The sequence below is a fragment of the Streptomyces sp. NPDC037301 genome (assembly GCF_055602785.1).
Map to the genome: position 1 here is coordinate 185382 of NZ_JBVJWD010000014.1, position 20460 is coordinate 205841.

Sequence of the window (20460 nt, forward strand, 5' to 3'; positions counted from 1 at the left end):
GACGCACAAGAACCCCGCCCCCCGCGCTTGTCGGGGGGGGGGGGGGTGTGGGTTTTTTTTTTTTCTTTTTTTTGTTGGGGGGGGGGGGGGGGGTGCCTCCCCCCCCCCCCCCCCCCCCGAGCCCCGAAGGAACTGCTACACCATCTGCCGACCCTGATACTGCGCCGGCCTTCTATTTCCGCTGACCCGACCTGGAAGTTGTCGGGGGTGCGGGGATCGCGGTTGCTTGACCGGAGACCACCTCGCTATCGATGTCCTGCGGTACCCGGGCTCAAAACTTCCACCCGGGCGATCCTGATGGCGCCTGGCTCCTCCGTTCTTCCCTCTGGGATCATCACTTACCTACTGCTGGTACTGCTCTCCTGCGTACTGCTCTGTGGCCTGTGCCAGCGCCACTTTTCGACAGCCAGCCCCGTCGCCCGTCCTGCATCTGCTCCGGCTTAGAACCCCACTGCCGAACCTCCCGGTGCGCGCGTCCGCAGCCGACGCCTTCACCGAGGTGCTGCTCACTGACTTCACTGCTGCGTACTGCACTTGCGGGTACTGCTCACGGCGGCCCCTGATCACTGCGGGCCACCCGGTCCGGTCGCCAGTCCCGTCGCCGTCCTGCAACAACCCTGGCTTCGGAACTCCACCACCGCACCGTCCTGCGAACTGCAACTGCGGTTACTGCTGCCCGGCAGTTCGTCTCTGCCGGGCCCTGCTGTCTCTCTGGGCTACGAGAGAAACCATAACCACACCACCACCCAATGTCTACTCTGGCCGACATAGATTTCCGTTACCCGGGCGGAGAGATAGTCGGCCTCGGTCACGGAACGGGTGTGCGGCAGCCCCGCTCCAGCCAGGCTCGCCCGCTCCGACCAGCGCCGTTACGTGCAGCCTCGACGCCGCGAACACCGCAGTCGCCACGTCTGGCCATGCGGATGATCGCTCAGGACACGCGCGGGCTCGTGCGGTTGACACACCGCAGGCCGGGCACAAGCGCCGCCAGATAGGACCTGCGTGACGATCCAGAGATCAGGGTGGCCTGATGAACACAATGAGCGTCAACGTGGCAACTGCCCTCTCCACGGCATGCATTGCCAGCGCGCGCCGGAGCGCCCGGGATTTCCTCGCAGGTCACGATCTTCGCCGAACCTCATTTGGGACAAAGGGGCCGCTGGTTCAAACTCGAACCCGCCACGGCTGACTGCTGTCTGCTCTTGACCGGCAAGGCTCCGGCCGCGCCGCGGTCTCAGTTCTGGTCCCATCCACCAGTGTCCGGGATCGTTGAGGAACCCACCTGCCGACCTCTCCGCTCCAGGCCGGCACGCCCACCGACCCACCTCGGATCCCTGATGAACATTTGGAAGGTGTGTTGGCTCGGTCGTCTTCAACGGGGCCTGGATGCGTGAGCGATGCGTGAGCGATGCGTGAGCGGACGTGCTGACATGGCGCACACAACCTTGGACCGGCCAGCATGCGACATGCCTCTGACTAGGCATTTCTGGACCAGCGTGGAAGCTGGCGGAAGTCCCGGCAGGACCCTGCCGGGACTTTTAATCCGTTGGTTGTGGGTTCGAGTCCCACACGGCCTACGCGTGGCGGGCGAGGGGGAAACCCCTCTGACCTGCGGCTCAGCGCCCCGACCGGTTTCTGCCGGGCGGGGCGCTTCGTTGTAGGGGCTCTTGCGCCAGTCCCCGTACCGGTCCCCTGGGCAGACCGAACACCAGGTCTCCTCCCGGGGCTTCGACGCTCCAGGTGCCTGTGCTTTACGAAGTGACGTCCCGGAGTGTCGGACGAGCCGTTGCGGTCGCGCACAACAAAGGAACGTGTGGTCACGACGGCCGGGTGTCGCGTTCGCCCCGTCGGGCGGTGTTCTTGCGCTCCTGCGCGTGGGCGTGGGCCATGAGGCCGAGGAGGATGACCAGGAGTACGGCCGAGGAACCCGGTGTGCCGAGATCGAGACCGCCCTTGGCGGCAGGCTTGGTGAGGAAGTCACCGGCGGTGGCGCCCAGGGGGCGGGTGAGAACGAAGGCGATCCAGAACAGCGCGACATTGGGGACGGCCGGCACCCGCATCAGGGCGGCGAGTACGGCCAGGAGTGCTGTGACGAGCAGGGCGCCGCCGGCGTAGCCGAGGCCGGAGCTGTCGGAGAGGAAGTCGCCCATGGACGTGCCCAGTGTGTTCGACACCAGGATCGCGGACCAGAAGAGGGCCTCACCGCGGAAGGTGACGATGTCGCGGATGGCGAAGGTCTGTCCGGTGAGCTTCCAGGCGATGAAGATGGCCATCAGCAGGGAGATCAGGATCGCGGCACCTGCGGGGTATCCCAGGCCCAGGCCCTGCGGGCCCCGGCCCAGCGAGGTCGTGCCCGCCGTGAGGTACTCGGCGCTGGCGTCACGGTTCATGAAGTCCGACATGGTGGTGCCGGCCATGCTTGTGGACAGGATGACCGTCCAGTAGAAGAACGGGTTGTAGCGCTTGGACCGCAGCTGCACCACCAGCGTCAGCACGAACACCAGGAACAGTGCGATCGTGGTGAGGAAATAGCCCAGTTGCAGCGTCTGGGAGAACAGATCTCCGGCCGTCTCACCGAGGGTGGTGGCGGCGATCTTCATGATCCAGAAGGCCAGAGTGACCTCCGGGAGCTTCTTCATCACGTACCGGCGCTCACTGGCGACATCCGCCGCGGTGAGGAATTCCGACTGCCCCAAAGCACACTCCTGGTCGACCGTTCGGCGCTTCACTGGGCGGGCAGTGGGCGACCCGTTGTTGTGTGACAGCGGTGAACGGCATCAGGCGCCCGGCTCGCGCTCCGGGCCACGCCTGCGCGCCGGCCTCTCGCCGCATCTCTATGCCCGTGCAACGTAGACTGTCTACAGCGATGTAGACGGCGCGACACTCCCGTGGACGGTGAGCTGTATGCGGCCGTTACCGGATACCGGGCGCGGGCCTTCGCGCGTATGGGGCTGGAAGGGGTCTGCGGCGGTGTGCTGACGGCCGGTCCGGCTGACGGCGGCTCAGGTTCCTGCGATGCGGCCGGGTCGGGCCGCCGGCTCGATGTTCTGGTTGGCGTGGAAGAGGTTGTGCGGGTCGTAGGTGCGCTTGATGGCCGCGAGGCGGTCGTAGTGGTCGCGGTAGGTGGCGCGTACCCGGTCCGGGGTTTCGCCCGCGCCGATGAAGTTCACGTACGTACCGCCCATGGAGTACGGGTGCAGCTCCTCCCAGTAGTCGACGCACCACTGCCTGAGCTTCTCGGCGTTGTCCGGGTCCGGATCGATGCCCGCGATCACGCCGGACCAGACCGCGTCCCGGTAGGCCCAGGCGGTGTCGTCGGGCCCCGGCCGGTGGGCGGCGCCGTCGACCGGGTACAGGTGCGTGGTCGACAGGTCGGTGGGGAGGTTCTCGGTGTACTTGGCGTGTACGGCGATGGCGTCGTCGGTGATGCGGTCGAAGAAGTTGCCGCGCCAGTACCACTGCAGGCCGGCGGGGAGCAGCTCGTCGAACATGGACTGCAGGGCGGTGTAGGGCATCGGCGCCGTGAAGTGGAAGGCGGGCGCGCCGGGGTCGTTCACGGGCTTCAGGGTGGCTTCGAGGAGGTCGGGGTCGCCTGTCCAGCACCACACGACACCGCACATCTTCTGACCCTGGACCTCCTCCGGGAAAGGGGGACCGGGCGGCACGGTGAGCGCGGCGAAGAAGCCGTTCAGGTCCTCGGGGGCCTGTGGCAGGAAGTCGCGGTACCAGCGCAGTATTTCGGGGGTCCGGTCGACCGGCCAGAGGGTGATGGCGACGCCCACGGTGTCCACCGGGTGCATCCGGAAGGTGAAGGAGGTGACGATGCCGAAGTTGCCGCCCCCGCCGCGCAGCGCCCAGAACAGGTCGGGGTGGGTGGTGTCGCTCGCCGTCACCGCAGTGCCGTTCGCGAGGACCACGTCCGCGGCCAGCAGGTTGTCGGCCGTCAGGCCGTATCTGCGGGTGAGGTGGCCGTGGCCGCCGCCGAGGGTGAGGCCACCGACGCCGGTGGTCGACTGGATTCCGGCGGGGGTGGCCAGTTGGAAGGCGTGCGCTGCGTGGTCGAGGTCGCCGAGCGTGGTGCCGCCGCCGACCGTGGCCGTTCGCGCGGTGGGGTCGATGTGTGCCCAGCGCATGGGTGACAGGTCGATGGTGACGCCGTCGTCCACCAGACACAGTCCGGCGGCGCTGTGTCCGCCGCCGCGGACCGCGAGCACGAGGCCCTCGTCCCGGACGAAATCGACCGCGGCCATGACGTCCGCCGTGTCGCTGCACCGCACCACGGCCGCCGGACGTTTGTCGATCATGGCGTTGTAGATCGTGCGGGCGGTTCGGTACTCCGGGTCCTGCGGACCGATGACGGGACCGCGCAGTGCGCTCCGCATCGCGTCCAGGGTTTCGAGCGTGGTGCCGTTCATGGTCCGGCCATCTCCCTGCTCGCCGAGACGGGGACCGCACTCCGCCCGGCCCGCCCTGTCGGGCCGTCGGAGGGTGCATGTGTACGGCGCTCCGGCACCCCCGGAACCGCGGGCGGAAGGCGGCCACCGTGGACTGATGTCTCAAGCCTCCCCGCGGTCCGGGAGCCGTGCCAGTTCGCCGGACCGGGTGGAGGGAGACATGCGCGTCACGGCTGCGGGGGTGCGCTCAGACGAGGAGCTTCGTCTTCGCCCGCTGGTACTCCTCGTCCGTGATGGCTCCCCGGTCCTTCAGCTCGGCGAGTTTCGCCAGGTCGTCGACGTGGCCGCCCTTCTTCGGACCGCCCGCGTCGGAGGTGCCTGCGGCTTCCCGTACGTACGCCTTGAAGGCCGCTTCACGTTGCTGCACCTCCTTGATGTCCCGCGTCCCCATGGATTTGCCGCGCACGATCACGTACACGAGAACGCCGAGGTACGGCAGCAGCAGGGCCACGACCAGCCAGCCGGCCTTGCCCCAGCCGCCGAGGTCGTCGCTGCGGAAGATGTCCGAGATGACCTTGAAGAGCAGGAACAGCCACATGATCCAGAGGAAGAACCAGAGCATGGTCCAGAAGAGGTTGAGCAGGGGGTAATCGTCCACTGTCGGCTCCCCGATCACCGCGAGTTCATCGCGTCGACTGACTGAATGGTAAATCAGTCATATCACCAGATAACTACCCCCGCTCGTTGTCGTTCGGGGCCGTCCTCCGGGCGATCCTCCGGGGCGGGTGCGGAGTACCGTGGAAGTGTCGAGGGAGGCTCGGGCCTCCAGGAGGCGGGGTCGCCTCGTGTTCATGAAGCGGCGTGAGAAACGGCGTGGACAGCGGCGTGAGATGCGACGCGGAGAGCGGCGTGAGCGGCGGTGTGAGCAGGCGCACGCAGGGATGCTCGCGAGGGCGCATGCACACGGCAGATGAGTCCGCCCGGAGCCCGGTCGGGGCGATAGGCCGCGTCACCGTGCCGATTCCCGCCGATGGTCCGGGCGAAGTGCTGGTGGCCGTACGGGGTGGGTCGGAGGCCTACACCGCATGGTCGGCGACGTCGATCGACAGGGACGCACGCGTCGTTGTCGTCGACACGGTCTCGGCGCGGGGCGTGATCGTGGAACGACTGCCGTCCTGAGCCGAAGCAATGACGTCACCACGCCGAGCAGTGAGGTATCCGCGTCGAGCAGTGACGTAGGTACATCGAGCAGTCACGTACGGCAGGAGTCTTCCGATGTTCTTCTGGCACGTTCCCGCCCCCAACGAGGCGATGCTCATATCCGGTTCCAAGGGGCAGACGCTGGACACCCAGTTCCGGATCGTCACCGGACACGGCAGTTTCGTGCTCCCCGTGAAGCAGAAGGCGCGCATGCTCTCCCTGGCGCTGCGCGAGGCGGAGATCACCGAGGACTGCGTGACGCAGCAGGGCATCCGCCTCAACGTCCGGGCCGTCGCCGTCTTCAAGGTCGGCGACGACGCCGTGTCCATCGCCAACGCGGCGCGCCGCTTCCTGTCCGAGCAGGAGCAGATGGAGGAACTCGCCGGCCGGATCTTCGCCGGTCACCTGCGTTCCATCATCGGCGGGCTGACCGTTGAGCAGATCATCCGGGAACGGAACCGGGTCTCCCAGGAGGTCATCGCGGGCAGCCACGGCGAGATGGAGAAACTCGGCATCGTGGTGGACGCCCTCCAGATCCAGGAGATCGACGACGCCACCGGCTACATCAACAACCTCGCCGCCCCGCACGCCGCCGCGGTCGCCAGCCAGGCCCGGATCGCCGAGGCCAAGGCCGACCAGGAAGCCAGTCAGCGCGAGCAGCAGGCCGCCGCGCTCAAGGCGGAGTACGAACGTGACACCGCGATCAAGCGGGCCGGCTTCCTCGCCGAGACCGAGCAGTACAACGCCCGTGCCGCGCAGGCCGGACCGCTCGCCCAGGCCAGGGCCTCGCAGGAGGTCATCGAGGAGCAGACCGCGCTGGCCGAGCGGCAGGCCGCTCTCGCCGCGCAACGGCTCGAAGCGGAGGTCCGGCGTCCGGCGGATGCCGAGGCGTACCGTCAGCGCACTCTCGCGGAAGCGGCCCGTGACCGGGCGAAGTTCGAGGCCGACGGCAGCGCGTACACCGAACGGACCCTCGCCCAGGCGCAGGCCGACGCCAACAGCGTGCGTGCCACCTCGCTGCGCGACGGCAACCAGGAGCTCATCGCGGCCAACCGCATCGTGGAGAACCTGCCCGCCCTGGCCGACGCGGCCGCCCGCGGCATGTCGGGGGCCGACCTCACCGTTCTCAACGGCACCAATGGTGTCAATGAGATGGCGGCGGGCGTGGTCAGCCAGGGGCTGGCGATCCTCCACTCGCTGCAGCGCGGCGCGAACCCGATGAAGCCCCCGGCGGTCGACGGGAAGGCCACTCCTCGCATCACCGAGACGAACTGAGGGGGCGGGGGCCACGCTGTTCGGCGTCGCCACGCCGGGCGCTCGGACCGAGCGCCGAGTGGCCATGATTCGCCGAGTGGTCATTCGCGCGCCGGACATGCCGTAGAGTTGTGTTTACCGACGCGGGGTGGAGCAGCTCGGTAGCTCGCTGGGCTCATAACCCAGAGGTCGCAGGTTCAAATCCTGTCCCCGCTACTGAAGAATCAGGCCCGGCACGCATGCAGCGTGCCGGGCCTGATTCATTTCCGCGTCGCGTTCCGGGGCGTGGGACGGCCGGCCTGCGGGCCCGTGCAGGAGCAGGTCCGGGCGGTGTGAGCTGTACCACGTATGTACCCCCATTGGTCGACGAGGAGTCGCCGCACGGCTCCGTTCCGGCGAGCCTGGGGGTGGGGCGCGGTACCGTCCGCAGCCGCGCGCGTACCGGGCAGGAGACCACAGGTGTGGAAGCGGCTGAAGCGGCGCGGCAGACATGTCGAGGGTGGCACCCGTTCCCGGCGGTTCGTCCGCATGCTGCCCGCCCTGATGATCCTCGGCGGGCTGGCGTTCGATCTCCTCACCCCGCCGGTCTTCACCGCCATTCCGCTGTTCGTGGCGGCGCCGCTGATCGCCGCGCCGTTCTTCTCGCTGTCCAGCACCATCTGTACCGGCATTGCCGCGATGGTGGCCGTCACCGTGCTGCGGCTGTACAGCAACCCGTTGCCGTTGGTCGTGCCGTTGATCGAGCTGCTCACCCTGGCCACCGTCTCGGTCCTCGCGGTTGTGATCAACGCGGTCGTACGGCGCGGCAATGAGCAACTGGCCTCCGCGCGGGTCATCGCGGAGACCGCCATGCGGGCGGTGCTGCCGAAGCCGTCCGACCGGATCGGCGGGCTGCATGTGGCGGCGCGGTACGAAGCGGCGCAGGCGGACGAGTTCGTCGGCGGCGACCTGTTCGCCGTGGCGGACACCCCCCAGGGGGTGCGACTGGTGGTCGGGGACGTACGGGGGAAGGGGCTCGACGCCGTGGAGTCGGTGGCGGTGGTCATCGGGGCGTTCCGGGAGGCGGCCGAGCAGGAGCGTTCGCTGGAGGGCGTGGCGCAGCGGCTGGAGCGGGCGCTGGCGCGGGAGGGAGCGCGGGGCGGGCTGGACGCGGTCGAGGGGTTCATCACCGCCGTACTGGCCGAGATCCCGTCCGGGGTGTCCCGGGTACGGATCGTCAACCGCGGTCATCCCGAGCCGATCCTGCTGCACCCGGACGGGGCGGTGGAGGTGCTGGGGTCCACGGTGCCCGCGCTACCGCTCGGGATGGACCTGGGGGTGTGGCCCGACCGGGCGGACGAGTGGGATCTGCCGGCGGGGACGACCCTGCTCCTCTACACCGACGGTCTCTCCGAGGCGCGGAACGCCGATGGGGTCTTCTACGACCCGGCGGCCCGGCTGCGCGGGCGGATCTTTCCGGGGCCCGAGGAGCTGCTGTCCGCGCTGACCGATGACGTGCGGCTGCACACAGGCGGCGAGACGACCGACGACATGGCGCTGCTCGCGGCCGTACGTCCCGCGGAAGGGCAGCCGGACCGGCGCAGGACCGTGAAGATCGTGGGCCTGGAAACGATGTGACGGGTGGGGCGGGGGCTCCGCGTGGATCGGATGCTTCGTGCGGGCCGGATGCTTCGTGCCGGCCGGGTGCCTCGTGCGGGCCGGGTGTTTCGCGCGGTTTGGGTGCGCGGCCTTGGGTACGGGATGCCACCGTACGTAACCGATAGGCGTCGCTCCGCATAACATTTGACGCAACGTCAGAAACCGGGTAATGACTGAGGGGCGATCAACTCGTCCGATTCCACCCGGTTGTGTCCCGTAAAGTCCAGGCCAAAGACCTGAACGATCAGTGGGAACAGCTTGGAATCGGACCCGTGTGTCTATTAACGTTCGATAACGCAGCGCGGTCGTCCCAGCCGTCGTCAGTGGCGGCACCGTGCGCGAGCGCCGAATTCCGCAAGGGAACCGGGGAACCACCTACATGGGGTGAATCGGACACCTGTGTCTCGTGAGAGGCAGAGGGGCCCGTAGGAGACCTTCCTGCTCCGAACCCGTCAGCTAACCCGGTAGGCGAGAAGGAAGGAAAGGAGTGCGCCCCCGTGGCGTCCAACAAGCCTGCCCCCGAGGCCCCCTCTCGGTTCAACCCCGAGTTCAGTTCCGACTTCGGCGCCGACTTCGGAACCGATTTCGGCTCCGACTACGGAACCGCCGGGACGGGAACGGCGTTCGGCGGCGACTTCGCCGGTGAGTTCGGCAGCGATTTCCGCGCCGACGGCAACGCTGAGCCCGACAGAAGCTGGGACGAGTGGAACCCCACCGAGGAGTCCGTCCGCCCCGTACGCGGCAAGCACCGCATCGCCAAGCAGCGCAACGGACTTGCCCGTAGCTCCACGGTGCTCGGGGTCGGTGTCATCGCGGCAGTCGGCGCGAGCGGCATGGCCACCGCGCAGAGCAAGCCGCCGGTCTCCATCTCCCTTCCCGACTCCATCTCGGACAACCTCCCCGACGCCAAGTCCCTTCCCGGCGTGGGCTCCCTGTTCTCCGGTGAGTCCGAGGCCGACAAGGCCGAGGCCGCCGCCGCTGCCGCCCCGCTCACCACCGCCGGCCTCACCGCCGCCGAGGCCGAGCAGGGCACGATGGACGCGGGCGAGGCACTCCGCGCCCGCATCCTCCAGCAGGCCGAGCAGCAGCGGGACGCCGCCGACGCCGAGGCCAAGGCGGCGCAGGAGAAGGCGGCCGCGGAGAAGGCCGCCGCCGAGGCCAAGAAGCAGCAGGACGCGGCCGAGGCCAAGGCCGCCGCCGAGAAGAAGAAGGCGGAGGAGGAAGCCAAGGCGAAGGCCGAGGCCCTGCGGCTCGCCAAGCTCGCCGCCAGCTACGCCATCCCGACCTCCTCGTACACGATCACCTCGACCTTCGGCCAGGCCGGCCCGATGTGGTCCTCCGGCCACCACACCGGCCTCGACTTCGCGGCGCAGGCCGGCACCCCGATCAAGGCCGTACACGGCGGCACCATCAAGTCGGCAGGCTATTCCGGTTCGTACGGCTACCGCACGGTGCTGGAGCTCGACGACGGTACGGAGCTGTGGTTCTGCCACCAGTCCTCGATCGGCGTCAGCGTCGGCCAGAAGGTCACCACCGGTGAGACCATCGGCCGGGTCGGCGCGACCGGCAATGTCACGGGCGCGCACCTCCACCTGGAGGTCCACACCCCCGACGGTACGGGCATCGACCCGATGGCCTGGCTGCGCGACAAGGGCCTCAACCCCTGATCCGCCGGCCGCCTCCCGGCCTTCGTGATCCGAGCCGGTTCGCAGGCCGTTGAACCCCGGCAGTCCTGACGCTCACCCCCCGACGTCAGGGCTGCCGGTCTGCCGGAATAGCGGACCCGCCGGAGTCCGTTGATCGAGATATGACTTCTCTTCGTAAGCTGGGCCCTTCCGACCTCCAGGTCTTCCCGCTCGCCCTGGGTGGCAACGTCTTCGGCTGGACCGCCGACGAGGCGCAGTCGTTCGCCGTGCTGGACGCCTACGCCGCGGCGGGCGGCAACTTCGTCGACACCGCCGACGCCTACACCGCCTGGATCCCGGGCAACGAGGGCGGCGAGTCGGAGACCGTCATCGGCAAGTGGCTCGCGGCACGCTCCAACCGTTCCGACATCGTCGTCGCCACCAAGGTCGGCGCCCACCCCTCGTACAAGGGGCTCTCCGCCGCGAACATCAAGGCCGCGGCCGAGGAGTCGCTGCGCCGGCTCGGTACCGACCACATCGATCTGTACTACACGCACTTCGACGACGAGACCGTCCCGGTCGAGGAGATCATCACCGCCCTCGATCGGCTGGTGAAGGAGGGCAAGGTCCGGGAGATCGGCGCCTCCAACATCAGCCCCGAGCGGCTCCAGGCGTCCCTGGACTTCTCGGAGCGCGAGGGGCTGGCCCGTTATGTCGCCCTGCAGCCGCACTACAACCTGGTCTCCCGCGACACGTACGAGGGTGAGCTCCAGGACACGGCCGCCCGGGCCGGGCTCGCCGCCGTCCCGTACTTCGCCCTGGCCTCCGGTTTCCTCACCGGCAAGTACCGTCCGGGTGCTTCGGTGGAGAGTGCGCGGGCCGAGAAGGCCGGTCAGTACCTGGAGTCGGAGCGGGGGCAGAAGGTCCTGGCGGCACTCGACAAGGTCGCCCAGGAGCGCGACGCGGAGATCGCGACCGTCGCGCTTGCGTGGCTCGCGTCCCGGCCGACCGTCGCCGCGCCGATCGCCTCGGCCCGTACGGTCGAGCAGCTGCCCGCGCTGGTGGCCGTCGCCGACCTCTCGCTGACCGAGCAGGAACTGGCGGACCTCACCGAGGCATCCGCCTGACGGGGGCGGCTGTTCACGGATGCGGAGCGGGGCGCTCCTGGGGCATCCGTGCGATGCGGAGCGGGGCGTCGCCCACGGACGGCCCTACTGCGGTGGCGGTGGCCGGTTCGGGTTCAGAGGCTGGTGCGGTTGTAGCCGTAGCCGCCGTGCTGCGTGCGCTGCGGCGGCGGGGGCGGGTAGGCGTACGGAGCTGCCGGCAGGTGGTGGGGGCGCAGGCGGCCCGTCGCCTGCGCCGCGTATGTCAGGGCGGGAGCGGCCACGTCCCTGCGCTGCCAGAGGTGGTGCAACAGCTCCAGCTCGCGCTCGGCGAAGTCCGGGCCCACCGCGCCGCGGCGGGCCTGCCGACGTAGCGATGCCAGTGATGTCGCGAACGATTCGTACTCGGCCACGGCGCGGGCGGCAGCCCTGCCATGAGCCTTGGCCTGTGCTTCGGCGTGTGCTTTGACCTGGGCCGATGGTCCGCGCCTGGGCGACGCGTGCTGCCCCGGCGACGCGAATCCCGGTCCGTGTCCCGGCCCGTACGGGGGCGTGTATGCCGGTCCGTACGGTGGGGCGGACCCCGGTCCGTATGGGCTTGCCCAGTTCTCCCGGGCTGCGAGGGTGTGCCGGTGGCGTGCCACGTCGCGTGCCATGCCGCGGGCCCGCATCGAGGAGAGGGCGAGCGGTTCGGCGGGGGTCAGCCAGCCGGCCGCCGCATAGGCGGGCAGCTCGGCCGAGAGCGTACGCAGCTCCCGCTGGCGCGACCAGATCGCCAGCCAGGTCACCAGGCCGAAGACCGGGACCATGAACACCCCGTACACGGCATAGAAGCCGTACGGGCCCAATGACGCCGACCCGTTCCACAGGGCGTGCATGCCCATGGCGAGGACGAGACCCAGCAGCGGCAGCGCGATGCGGCGGATCCGGCGGTGCCGCGCACTGACCGCGGCGAGCCCGAAACCTATTCCGGTCAGCACCGTGAAGAGCGGGTGCGCGAACGGCGACATCACCGCACGTACGAAGAACGTCGCGGCGGTCATCGAGACGACGCCCGAGGTGCCTATCTGCTGGTCCTCACCGAAGGCGGTGCCCAGGTAGAGGATGTTCTCGGTGAAGGCGAAGCCGCTCGCGGTGAAGCCGGCGATGACGACACCGTCGACGATTCCGTTGAACTCCCGCCTTCGGAACAGGAAGATCAGCAGGACGGCCGCGGCCTTGGCGCTCTCCTCGATGACCGGCGCTATGACCGTGGCGCCGAGGGTGTCGGCGTCCGACGGGTCGGCGGTGGCCGTGGCTATCCAGCGGGTCGCGAACGAATTCGCGATGATCGCGACCAGGGCGGCCGCGAACGCACCCCAGGCGAAGGAAAACAGCAGATTCCGCCACGGCGCCGGTTCGACCCGGTCCAACCAGCGGAACGCCGCCATCAGGAGTGGGACGGGCAGCACGGCGAGACCCAGACCTACGAGAAACCCCTCGGTGCCCGTCTGATCGCGGACCAGGGCCAGGATCGCCAGACCGCACAGCGCGAGCACCGTGAACACGGCCGCGATGCGGAATGTCCTGCTGCGCCACACCATGCCGACGCGGCGCGGCCGGTAACGCCAGTGCCTGCGCTCCGGCACGGCAGCCAAAATCTCGCCGACCCGCTGCTCCTCGAGAAGCGGGACGGCCGGCTGCGACTGCCGCTGCTGGACAGACCCGTCGGACACCACCCGATGACCCTAACGAGCAGCACTGACACCTGGCCATGGGGCGACGGGTCCGTCAGGTCCCGTCACCGGCTCCGCGCGCAGGTCTCAGCGGCGGGCGAAGAGCAGGTCGTGCACGACATGGCCCTTGTCGAGGCCCTGCCCCTCGAACCGGGTCAGCGGCCGGAACGCCGGCCGCGGCGCATAGCCGCCGTCCGCCAGGGTGTTCTCGAAGAGGGGGTGCGCGGTCAGCACCTCCAGCATCTGCTCGGCGTACGGCTCCCAGTCGGTCGCACAGTGGATCACGGCCCCCGGCTTCAGCCGCTGCGCCACCAGATCGAGGAACTCCGGCTGGATCAGCCGCCGCTTGTGATGGCGCTTCTTGGGCCACGGGTCGGGGAAGTACACCCGTAGCCCGTCCAACGAGTCCGGCTTCAGCATCTCGCGCAACAGGATGATCGCGTCGCCGTTGGCGACCCGGATGTTGGACAGGCCGTTCCGGTCCGCCAGCCCCAGCAGATTGCCCTGGCCCGGGGTGTGCACATCGACGGCGAGAATGCCCGTACCCGGGTCGTCGGCCGCCATCTGCGCTGTGGCCTCACCCATTCCGAAACCGATCTCCAGCACGGCCGGGAGCCCGTCGAACAGCTCGGGTAGGTCGAGGACGCGCTGCCCGTCGATGTCCAGGCCCCACTTCGGCCAGAGCCGCAGCAGGGCGTCCTCCTGGCCGGGCGTGACGCGGCTGCGGCGCGGCTGGAAACTGCGGATCCGGCGTTCGTGGTGCGATCCGGCCGGATCGATCGCGGGTCCGCCGGGGAAGCGCGGCTCCTGGCGCAGCCTGCGCTGCCGCTCGAAGGAGGCGGCGCGCAGATCGTCCGGAATCCCGGCAGCGGCGGAGGCGGGGGCGTGGGCCGAGGAGACGGTGCCCGTCCCGGCTGCGGAGCTGCACGTCCCGGCCGCGGCCTCACCGGGCGTCGGAGCGGAAGGATTCGCGGAGGGATCTGCGGAGGGGTTCAAGGACTCAGACACAATGCCCCGATTCTACGGCGGGCGGCTTCCACCCCGTCCCCCGTGCCCGGAGCAGCGCCCTGCGTGCCACCTCCCGCCCGATGGGCAGGGAGGCCGTCGCGGCGGGCGACGGAGCGTTCAGCACGTGCACGGTGTGCGGGGCCTCGCGGATCAGGAAGTCGTCCACCAGTGTGCCGTCCCGCAGCACGGCCTGGGCCCTGACCCCGGCCGGGGCCGGACGCAGATCGGACTCCGTGACCTCGGGCAGCAGCCGCTGCACGGCTGTCGTGAACGCCCGCTTCGACAGCGAACGGTGCACCTCGCCCGCCCCGTACCGCCAGTGTCTGCGCGCGATCTGCCAGGTGCCGGGCCAGGCCAGGGTGTCCGCCAGCTCACGGGGGCGTACGACGGGCCAGCCGTACCCCTCGCGGGCCAGCGCCGGCACCGCGTTCGGTCCGACGTGGACGCTGCCGTCGTGGCCACGGGTCAGATGCACGCCGAGGAACGGGAACGCCGGATCGGGCACCGGATAGACCAGGCCGCGCACCAGCTCCGGCCGCGCCAGCTCGTAGTACTCCCCCCGGAAGGGCACGATCCGCACCCCCGGGTCGTCGCCCGCGAGCCGCGCCACCCGGTCGCAGTGCAGCCCCGCGCAGTTGACCAGCACCCGGGCCCGTACCACCGGACCGTCCGCCGTACGCACCGCCACGCCCCAGGGGCGCCGGTCGATCGCGGTGACTTCCGCCCCGTAACGGATCACCCCGCCCGCCCCGCTCACCTCGGCGGCGAACCGCGCTGCGACCGCCCCGAAGTCGCACACCCCGGTCGTCCCGACGCGGATCGCGGCGAGCCCGTGCACCTGCGGCTCGTACTCCGCGATCTGGGCGGGCCCCAGCTCGCGCACCGGCAGCCCGTGCTGCCGGCCGCGCTGGACCAGTGCGTGCAGCCGGGGCAGCTCGGACCGCTCGGTCGCGACGATCAGCTTGCCGGTCACCGCGTGCGCGATGCCGTGCTCGGCGCAGAAATCGACCATTTCGGCGGAGCCGCGCACCGCGTAACGGGCCTTGAGCGAGCCGGGGCGGTAGTAGATGCCGCTGTGGATCACTCCGCTGTTGCGTCCGGTCTGGTGACGGGCGGGGCCCCACTCCTTCTCCAGCACCGCCACCCGGGTGCCCGGAGCGGTGCGCGTGATCGCATACGCCGTCGACAGGCCGACGATCCCGCCGCCGATCACCAGCACGTCGCAGTCGTACGCCGCGTGCGTCATCATCACGCCACCTCCCACCCCGATAGTGCACTGACCCACTGACAACGCACTCAAACCAGCGAAGCCCAGCGTGGCGCCGAATCCTTACGCCTGGCGGTGGCCGGATGCCGCCAGGACGCCGTCCGGACACTGTTTGTATGCCGCAAGGACGCCATGGCGACACGGTGAGGAGATATGTGTGGGTCCGTCCTGCGCGGTCCGGCTACGCGGGCGCCACCAGCAGCGGCCGGGCCCTTTCGCGCAGCTCGGCGACGCGCGGCTCGTGCCCGTACGGTTCGAGCCGGTGCAGCAGATCCCGTACGTACTCCGTGGTCCGCGCCGAGGAGATGCGGCCCGCCACCTCCACCGCCCGGGTGCCCGCCGCGCAGGCCGCGTCCAGATTCCCCGACTCCAGCTCGGCCACCGCCGACACCACGAGCCGCAGCCCGTGCGAGCGGACGAATTCCTCGGTGGGCCTGGACAGGGCCTGCTCGGTGAAGCGCCGCACCTGCCGGGGCGCCTTCAGGTCGAGGTGGCACTCCGCAGCATCGGCCGCGAACCTGTCGTACGAGTAGAAGCCCAGCCAGGAGGGGTCCGCATCGCCGTCCCTGGAACGCTCCAGCCAGCCCTCGGCGGCCTTCAGCGCTGCCCCTGCGGCCGGTGCGTCACTCGCCTTCGCATGGGCGCGCGCCTCCACCAGGCGGAAGAAGCTCATGGTGCGGGCCGTGGCGAGCCCCCGGTTGCGTTCGACGGCGGCCTGCGCGAGGTCGACCCCCTCGTCGGCGAAGCCGCGGTAGGTCGCCTGCAGTGACATCGAGGCGAGCACATAGCCGCCGAGAGGTACGTCGGCCGCGGCCCGCGCGAGCCGCAGTGCCTGGATGTAGTAGCGCTGCGCGGCCTCCTGCTGGCCGGTGTCGAAGGCCATCCACCCGGCGAGTCTGGTCAGTTCGGCTGCTGCGCCGAAGAGCGCCCGGCCCACCTCGTCGCTGTACGAACCGAGCAGCAGTGGCGCGGCATCCACGCGTAAGCACTCGGGGACCATGGAGGAACGCCAGTCCCCGCCGCCGTACTTGGAATCCCAGCGGCGGGCGTCCTGGGCCGCCTCGCGCAGCTTGGAGACATCGCTGTGGCCGACCCGCAGCGGGGAGATGTCGCTCGTGATCGTGTTCGCGCTGGTGGGCGTGGGCGCGGTCTCCGGGCCCGGCTGGGCGGGGATGGACGGTGTCCGCTGTGTCCCCAGGGTTACCGGCGCCGCCTGAGCGGCCAGGGCCCCCGCCGCGTCGGATGTGCCCGCCGTTCCTGCCACGCCCGGCGCGCCGGACTCCGCCTCCGCGCCCTGCCCCGCTGCCGCGCCCGCCGTACCCGGCGCCCTCTGCGCCCCTGCACCGGGGCGTGCGCCCCTTGCGCCCTGGGTGCCGAGGACGGCTGCCTCGGCGGCTGTCGAGTCGCGCGCCACCGACGGGTCGGCGGGGGATATCAGCCAGCGGGACGCGGGCGTCGCGTACGCACTCACCGAGAACGAACCCGCCAGCGACTGCCAGATCCCGCCGCTGCCCGCCCGTCGCCCGGCCAGATCCAGCCGGTACAGCTCGGTCGCCGAACGGACGGCCTCGGACACACCGCGCGGAAAGGCCAGTCCGACCTCCGGCGCCGGATCGGCGTCCGCGAGCCCGATCTCGTGCAGCGGGACCGGCCGGCCGAGTTTGGCGCCGATCGCCGCCGCGATGAGATGGGGCGCGGCGCCCTGCGGCACCATGCCCTTGGAGACCCACCGGGCCACCGACGTCTTGTCGTACCTGAGTGTCAGACCGCGCTGCGCCCCGAGGTCGTTGACCCGCCGGGCGAGCCCGGCGTTGCTGATTCCCGCGAGGGCGAGAACGGTTCCGAGCTTCTCGTTCGGTCCGCGTTGCTCCCTGGACATGCGCCACCCCTCGACACACAGACGGCAGCCGCGTCACCGTTGCGGCGCGCGGCATTCGTACCGTGTCCTCCCCAGGGACGAACCCCGGCACTCCGGCCGCACACGCATTTGGCCGAGCCCCGAGGAATATGCCTCCTGCCGAGAACCTCAGTAAACCCAGCGTAGTTCGCCGCATCCCTACCGTTAAGGGGCAGACGTCCGTATGGCGGGATTGTTGTCCGTGCGGACGCGAGCGGCTTCTTGGTGCCGCTCCGGCCGCCGCCGCGGTGCCGCTCCGGTCGCCGCGCTCAGCGGCCCGGAACCCGGCTGGGACGCGGCCCGGGACCCCGCTCGACGCCCCGTTCGTGCGCTCCCGGAGGCACCGTTCGCACGTGGCGGCGACACCGCCCGCCGAGCCCTGTACGTGCTCCTGGTGTGTGGCCGTGCGCCCGGCCGTGCGCTCTCGTACGGCCGTTTCGGAAGCGCTTCCATGGTTGCTGCGTGGGTCGGTCCACTGCATTGGACCCAGTGGGCTGGGGGACACTGCCGCCTCATTCCCCGCAGGCGGCGGACCGGTCCGGGAGGTGAACAGCACCTCCCGGACTGTGCGTTGACAGCGGTACGGTGCCGGGCGTGGGGCCTGCGCCGGGGGCTGCCCGCCGCCCCGGTGGCGATCTCCTGCGGCCGACAGAGGATTCCAGGAGGGATTCGGGAAGAATCGGGGAATGAAGTGGGGCGAAAAGGGACTTCTGATGCGTCGAGTTCCCTGTCGTCGGGTTGTAGCGTGCTCTGAGAATGGCTGAATGTCGTCGGTCGCCCTAGGTTGGGCCGACCGATTCGCGGACATTGCGTCGACCGTTCGGAGGTCGTCCACCACCGGCCTGCGGGTGGTTCGGGGTGTGGCTGGATTTCGGCCGGTAGATCTCGCGCGTACGGGGAACGCAACACGCCCAAGCCGTAAGCCCGTTGGCGCATGAGCCGCCTCGTACGGGCCGTGTGTCGGTCAGCCCTCGGGAAACCCGCCGCCGGTTGCCGGCCCGGCGCGCGTCCGTCCGCACCCGTCCGCCGTCCGTCCCGGTCCGGCCTTTGCCAGGGGCGCATGCGCTTCCGACGTGCGCCGTCCGTAGCCCCTCCTGCGCGCCTTTGTCGTGGCAGCATGTTCGCAACGGCGCCGCGTGTTACCGCAGTTCTCCCGGCACTTTCCTGCTGCGCCGTTTTGTCCACAGCCTGTGGAGGCGGCGATGCGTTGGTTGGTGGGGTGGAGCAGTATCGCCGCGAGCTTCGGCACGGCCGGTGCCGTCGGCGCCGCCGACGAGGGGCGCACGATGCACCCCGTCGGATCCCAACTCCTTTGGGGAGACCCCGATCCTCTCTGGGCCGTCGGCGACTGGCGCCCCGACGAGATCCGTATCAGCGCGGCCGAAACCGCCGAAGGCGCGCCCACCGCCCGGCTCGCCGTCCTCGGCTGCTGCAGTGCCACCGACGAGCAGCTGCGCGCCGGCCTCCTCGCCGCCCGCGGCGGAGCCCTGCGCCATCTCACCTCCTGGCCCGGCAGCTACACGACCGTCGTCCAGGTCGGCCGCCGGATCACCGTCATCGGGGACCTCGCCGGAGCCCGCCCGGTCTTCCACACACCCTGGGCCGGCGGTACGGCGTACGCCACCGCCGCACTCCCGCTCGCCGACCTCATCGAAGCCCAGCTGGACATCGGTCACCTGGCTGCCCTGCTCGCCTGCCCCGAAACACCGGAGGCGCTGCGCGACGGCACCCCGTACGCGGGAGTGAAGCGCATCCCGCCGGGGCACGCGCTCATCCTCCGCGAGGGCTCGCGCGAGATCACCGGGTACGAGGCGGTGGCGTCCCTCGCCGTCGCCGCGCCCCAACTCGACCCGGTCAGCGCCGTCGACGGAGTGCGCGACGCACTGGTCGAAGCCGTACGCGCCAGGCTCACCGCCCCGCGCCATGCCCCCGAAACCCTGCCGCCCGACCCCGGGCCGGTCCCCGGCATGGGGCCCGCCGAACGACGCGCCGCCCGCGGCGCACCCGTACCCGGCATCGGCGCCGACCTCTCCGGAGGCAGCGCCTCCGCCACCCTCGCCCTGCTCGCCGCCGGACTGCCGGGCCTGCCCGGCACCCTCCTCGGCCACGGCACGGGGGCGGGGGAGCGGCTGCTCGCCGTCACCTTCAACGACCTCACCGCACACGGACACGAGGACGAACTCGAACGTGCCCGGGTCATCGCCGCCAACCCGCGCCTGCACCATGTCGTCGTCGCCGCCGGGGAAGAGGCCCTGCCCTACGCCGACCTGGGCGGCGGCCCGCTCACCGATGAACCCGCCCCGTCCCTCGTCGTCGCCGAGCGCCACCGCCGCCGCCTTGCCTCCGGCAGCGCCGACCACTTCGTCGGCGGCGGCGCCCGGCAGGTGCTCGACGCCCACCCGGCCCGCCTCGCCGACCTGCTGATGGACCGGCGCCGGCGCCATCTGCTGCGCCCGGTCGCCGCACTCGCCAAGGCCGAGGGCCCGACCGCGCACTCCCTCTTCGTCCCGCTGACCGTCTACCGCGCGGCCCGCCGCCTGTCCCGTACGTCGTATCGCACCGGCCTGGAAACGGCGGCCGACCGGCTGCCGGACGCCAACCGCCATACCTCCGACCTCGACACCCCCGCCGACGCCTCGCTCGCAGCCCTCGCCTGGTCGCGGCCGGGGCCCGCCGCGCGCTGGCTCACGGGGGAGGCGCTGGCCGAAGTATCGGTTCGTCTGCGGGAGGCGGCGATCCGCCCCGCCTCCGTCCAGCGCCCGGGTGAGGCCCGCGCCCGGGCCACCCTTGCCCGGTACGCCGCCGACCACCGGATCCTGGAACAGGCCGCGGAGAACCGCAGCCAGCGGCTGCATGCCCCGTTCCTCGACAATCAGGTCGTACGCGCCGCCCGCGCGCTCCCCGAATCGCTCCGCGTCCAGCCGGGCGCCCGCGCCGCGGTTCTGCGCCGGGTGCTCGCGGGCGCGGGCATCCACGAACTGCCGCCCGGCTGGGGCGCCCCTTCCCTCGCCACCTCGAACGCGACCACCCGCACCGGACTGCGCGCCGCTCTCCCCGGCCTGATCGCCCTCTTCGACGCACCGCTGCTCGCCGACGCGGGCCTGGTCGAGGCCCGTGTCGTACGAAAGGCCCTGCGCGCGGCTTCGGAGGGCGAACCGCTCCCGCTGGACGGCCTGGCGCACCTGGCGGCCACGGAACTCTGGCTCCGCCGCCTCGTCTCGCGGCGCGGCACCTGCTGGACGGGCACGGCGGCACCCCGGCAGCGTGCGGTCGCGGGCGGAGTCGTCCCGACGAGGCGGACGCTGCAGCCGTAGCAGTCGCAGTAGCTGTAGCAGCCGTTGTCGGTGGGCCGCTGCTTC

General features: G+C 70.6%; 13 protein-coding genes, 1 tRNA gene and 1 riboswitch. Of the genes, 7 read left to right on the plus strand and 7 right to left on the minus strand.

The genetic code is table 11. The features are described from left to right. Positions 1 to 1817: 1817 nt before the first annotated feature. From ACZ7IB_RS23405 to ACZ7IB_RS23415, 3 genes are all read right to left on the minus strand, one after another. The gene (locus ACZ7IB_RS23405; RefSeq protein ID WP_470915302.1) at positions 1818 to 2696 is read right to left on the minus strand and encodes a COG4705 family protein; all 879 of its coding nucleotides are present in this window, start codon (positions 2694 to 2696) and stop codon (positions 1818 to 1820) included. A gap of 306 nt (positions 2697 to 3002) precedes the next feature. Further along, positions 3003 to 4415, minus strand: a complete 1413-nt coding sequence (locus ACZ7IB_RS23410) for an FAD-binding oxidoreductase (protein ID WP_470915304.1) — start codon at positions 4413 to 4415, stop codon at positions 3003 to 3005. A gap of 226 nt (positions 4416 to 4641) precedes the next feature. Then, a complete protein-coding gene (locus ACZ7IB_RS23415) occupies positions 4642 to 5052 on the minus strand; it encodes an SHOCT domain-containing protein (RefSeq protein WP_470915306.1) in 411 nt (136 codons plus the stop codon). Positions 5053 to 5351: 299 nt separating this feature from the next. On the opposite strand from ACZ7IB_RS23415, the gene ACZ7IB_RS23420 reads away from it, so the two are divergent. From ACZ7IB_RS23420 to ACZ7IB_RS23445, 6 genes are all read left to right on the plus strand, one after another. Continuing rightward, entirely contained in the window at positions 5352 to 5573 is a 222-nt protein-coding gene (locus ACZ7IB_RS23420) for a hypothetical protein (RefSeq protein WP_470915307.1), read from the plus strand. A gap of 96 nt (positions 5574 to 5669) precedes the next feature. After that, positions 5670 to 6869: an SPFH domain-containing protein gene (locus tag ACZ7IB_RS23425; RefSeq protein WP_470915309.1), complete on the plus strand. Its 1200-nt coding sequence runs from the start codon at positions 5670 to 5672 to the stop codon at positions 6867 to 6869. 121 nt (positions 6870 to 6990) lie between these two features. Then, positions 6991 to 7064, plus strand: a tRNA-Met gene (locus ACZ7IB_RS23430). A 243-nt stretch (positions 7065 to 7307) separates the two neighbouring features. Then, positions 7308 to 8465, plus strand: a complete 1158-nt coding sequence (locus ACZ7IB_RS23435; protein ID WP_470915310.1) for a PP2C family protein-serine/threonine phosphatase — start codon at positions 7308 to 7310, stop codon at positions 8463 to 8465. A gap of 354 nt (positions 8466 to 8819) precedes the next feature. After that, positions 8820 to 8972: riboswitch (cyclic di-AMP (ydaO/yuaA leader) on the plus strand. 11 nt (positions 8973 to 8983) lie between these two features. Further along, entirely contained in the window at positions 8984 to 10153 is a 1170-nt protein-coding gene (locus ACZ7IB_RS23440; RefSeq protein ID WP_470915312.1) for a M23 family metallopeptidase, read from the plus strand. A 140-nt stretch (positions 10154 to 10293) separates the two neighbouring features. Continuing rightward, positions 10294 to 11238 (plus strand): aldo/keto reductase, encoded by a 945-nt coding sequence (locus ACZ7IB_RS23445; RefSeq protein ID WP_470915313.1) that lies wholly within the window; start codon positions 10294 to 10296, stop codon positions 11236 to 11238. A 113-nt stretch (positions 11239 to 11351) separates the two neighbouring features. On the opposite strand, the gene ACZ7IB_RS23450 is transcribed toward ACZ7IB_RS23445, so the two are convergent. The 4 genes from ACZ7IB_RS23450 to ACZ7IB_RS23465 all read right to left on the minus strand — a co-directional run bounded on the left by ACZ7IB_RS23450 (position 11352) and on the right by ACZ7IB_RS23465 (position 17083). Beyond that, complete coding sequence (locus tag ACZ7IB_RS23450; RefSeq protein WP_470915315.1) at positions 11352 to 12929, minus strand: PrsW family intramembrane metalloprotease; 1578 nt, start codon at positions 12927 to 12929, stop codon at positions 11352 to 11354. Positions 12930 to 13016: 87 nt separating this feature from the next. Next, positions 13017 to 13925: a tRNA (guanosine(46)-N7)-methyltransferase TrmB gene (trmB, locus tag ACZ7IB_RS23455; protein ID WP_470915316.1), complete on the minus strand. Its 909-nt coding sequence runs from the start codon at positions 13923 to 13925 to the stop codon at positions 13017 to 13019. A gap of 4 nt (positions 13926 to 13929) precedes the next feature. Then, positions 13930 to 15186, minus strand: coding sequence for an L-2-hydroxyglutarate oxidase (gene lhgO, locus ACZ7IB_RS23460; RefSeq protein ID WP_470915318.1), 1257 nt, complete (start codon positions 15184 to 15186; stop codon positions 13930 to 13932). Between the two features lie 199 nt (positions 15187 to 15385). After that, entirely contained in the window at positions 15386 to 17083 is a 1698-nt protein-coding gene (locus tag ACZ7IB_RS23465) for a sporulation protein (protein WP_470915320.1), read from the minus strand. A 1220-nt stretch (positions 17084 to 18303) separates the two neighbouring features. On the opposite strand from ACZ7IB_RS23465, the gene ACZ7IB_RS23470 reads away from it, so the two are divergent. Beyond that, positions 18304 to 20415 carry an asparagine synthase-related protein gene (locus ACZ7IB_RS23470; RefSeq protein WP_470915322.1) on the plus strand — a complete coding sequence of 704 codons (2112 nt, stop codon included), beginning with the start codon at positions 18304 to 18306 and terminating at the stop codon, positions 20413 to 20415. Positions 20416 to 20460: the final 45 nt, after the last annotated feature.

Coding starts and splice junctions, on each gene's coding strand:
- ACZ7IB_RS23445 (WP_470915313.1), top strand. CDS start 10,294: ATGACTTCTCTTCGTAAGCTGGGCCCTTCCGACCTCCAGGTCTTCCCG.
- ACZ7IB_RS23425 (WP_470915309.1), top strand. CDS start 5,670: ATGTTCTTCTGGCACGTTCCCGCCCCCAACGAGGCGATGCTCATATCC.
- lhgO (WP_470915318.1), bottom strand. CDS start 15,186: ATGATGACGCACGCGGCGTACGACTGCGACGTGCTGGTGATCGGCGGC.
- ACZ7IB_RS23420 (WP_470915307.1), top strand. CDS start 5,352: ATGCACACGGCAGATGAGTCCGCCCGGAGCCCGGTCGGGGCGATAGGC.
- ACZ7IB_RS23410 (WP_470915304.1), bottom strand. CDS start 4,415: ATGAACGGCACCACGCTCGAAACCCTGGACGCGATGCGGAGCGCACTG.
- ACZ7IB_RS23465 (WP_470915320.1), bottom strand. CDS start 17,083: ATGTCCAGGGAGCAACGCGGACCGAACGAGAAGCTCGGAACCGTTCTC.
- ACZ7IB_RS23470 (WP_470915322.1), top strand. CDS start 18,304: ATGCGTTGGTTGGTGGGGTGGAGCAGTATCGCCGCGAGCTTCGGCACG.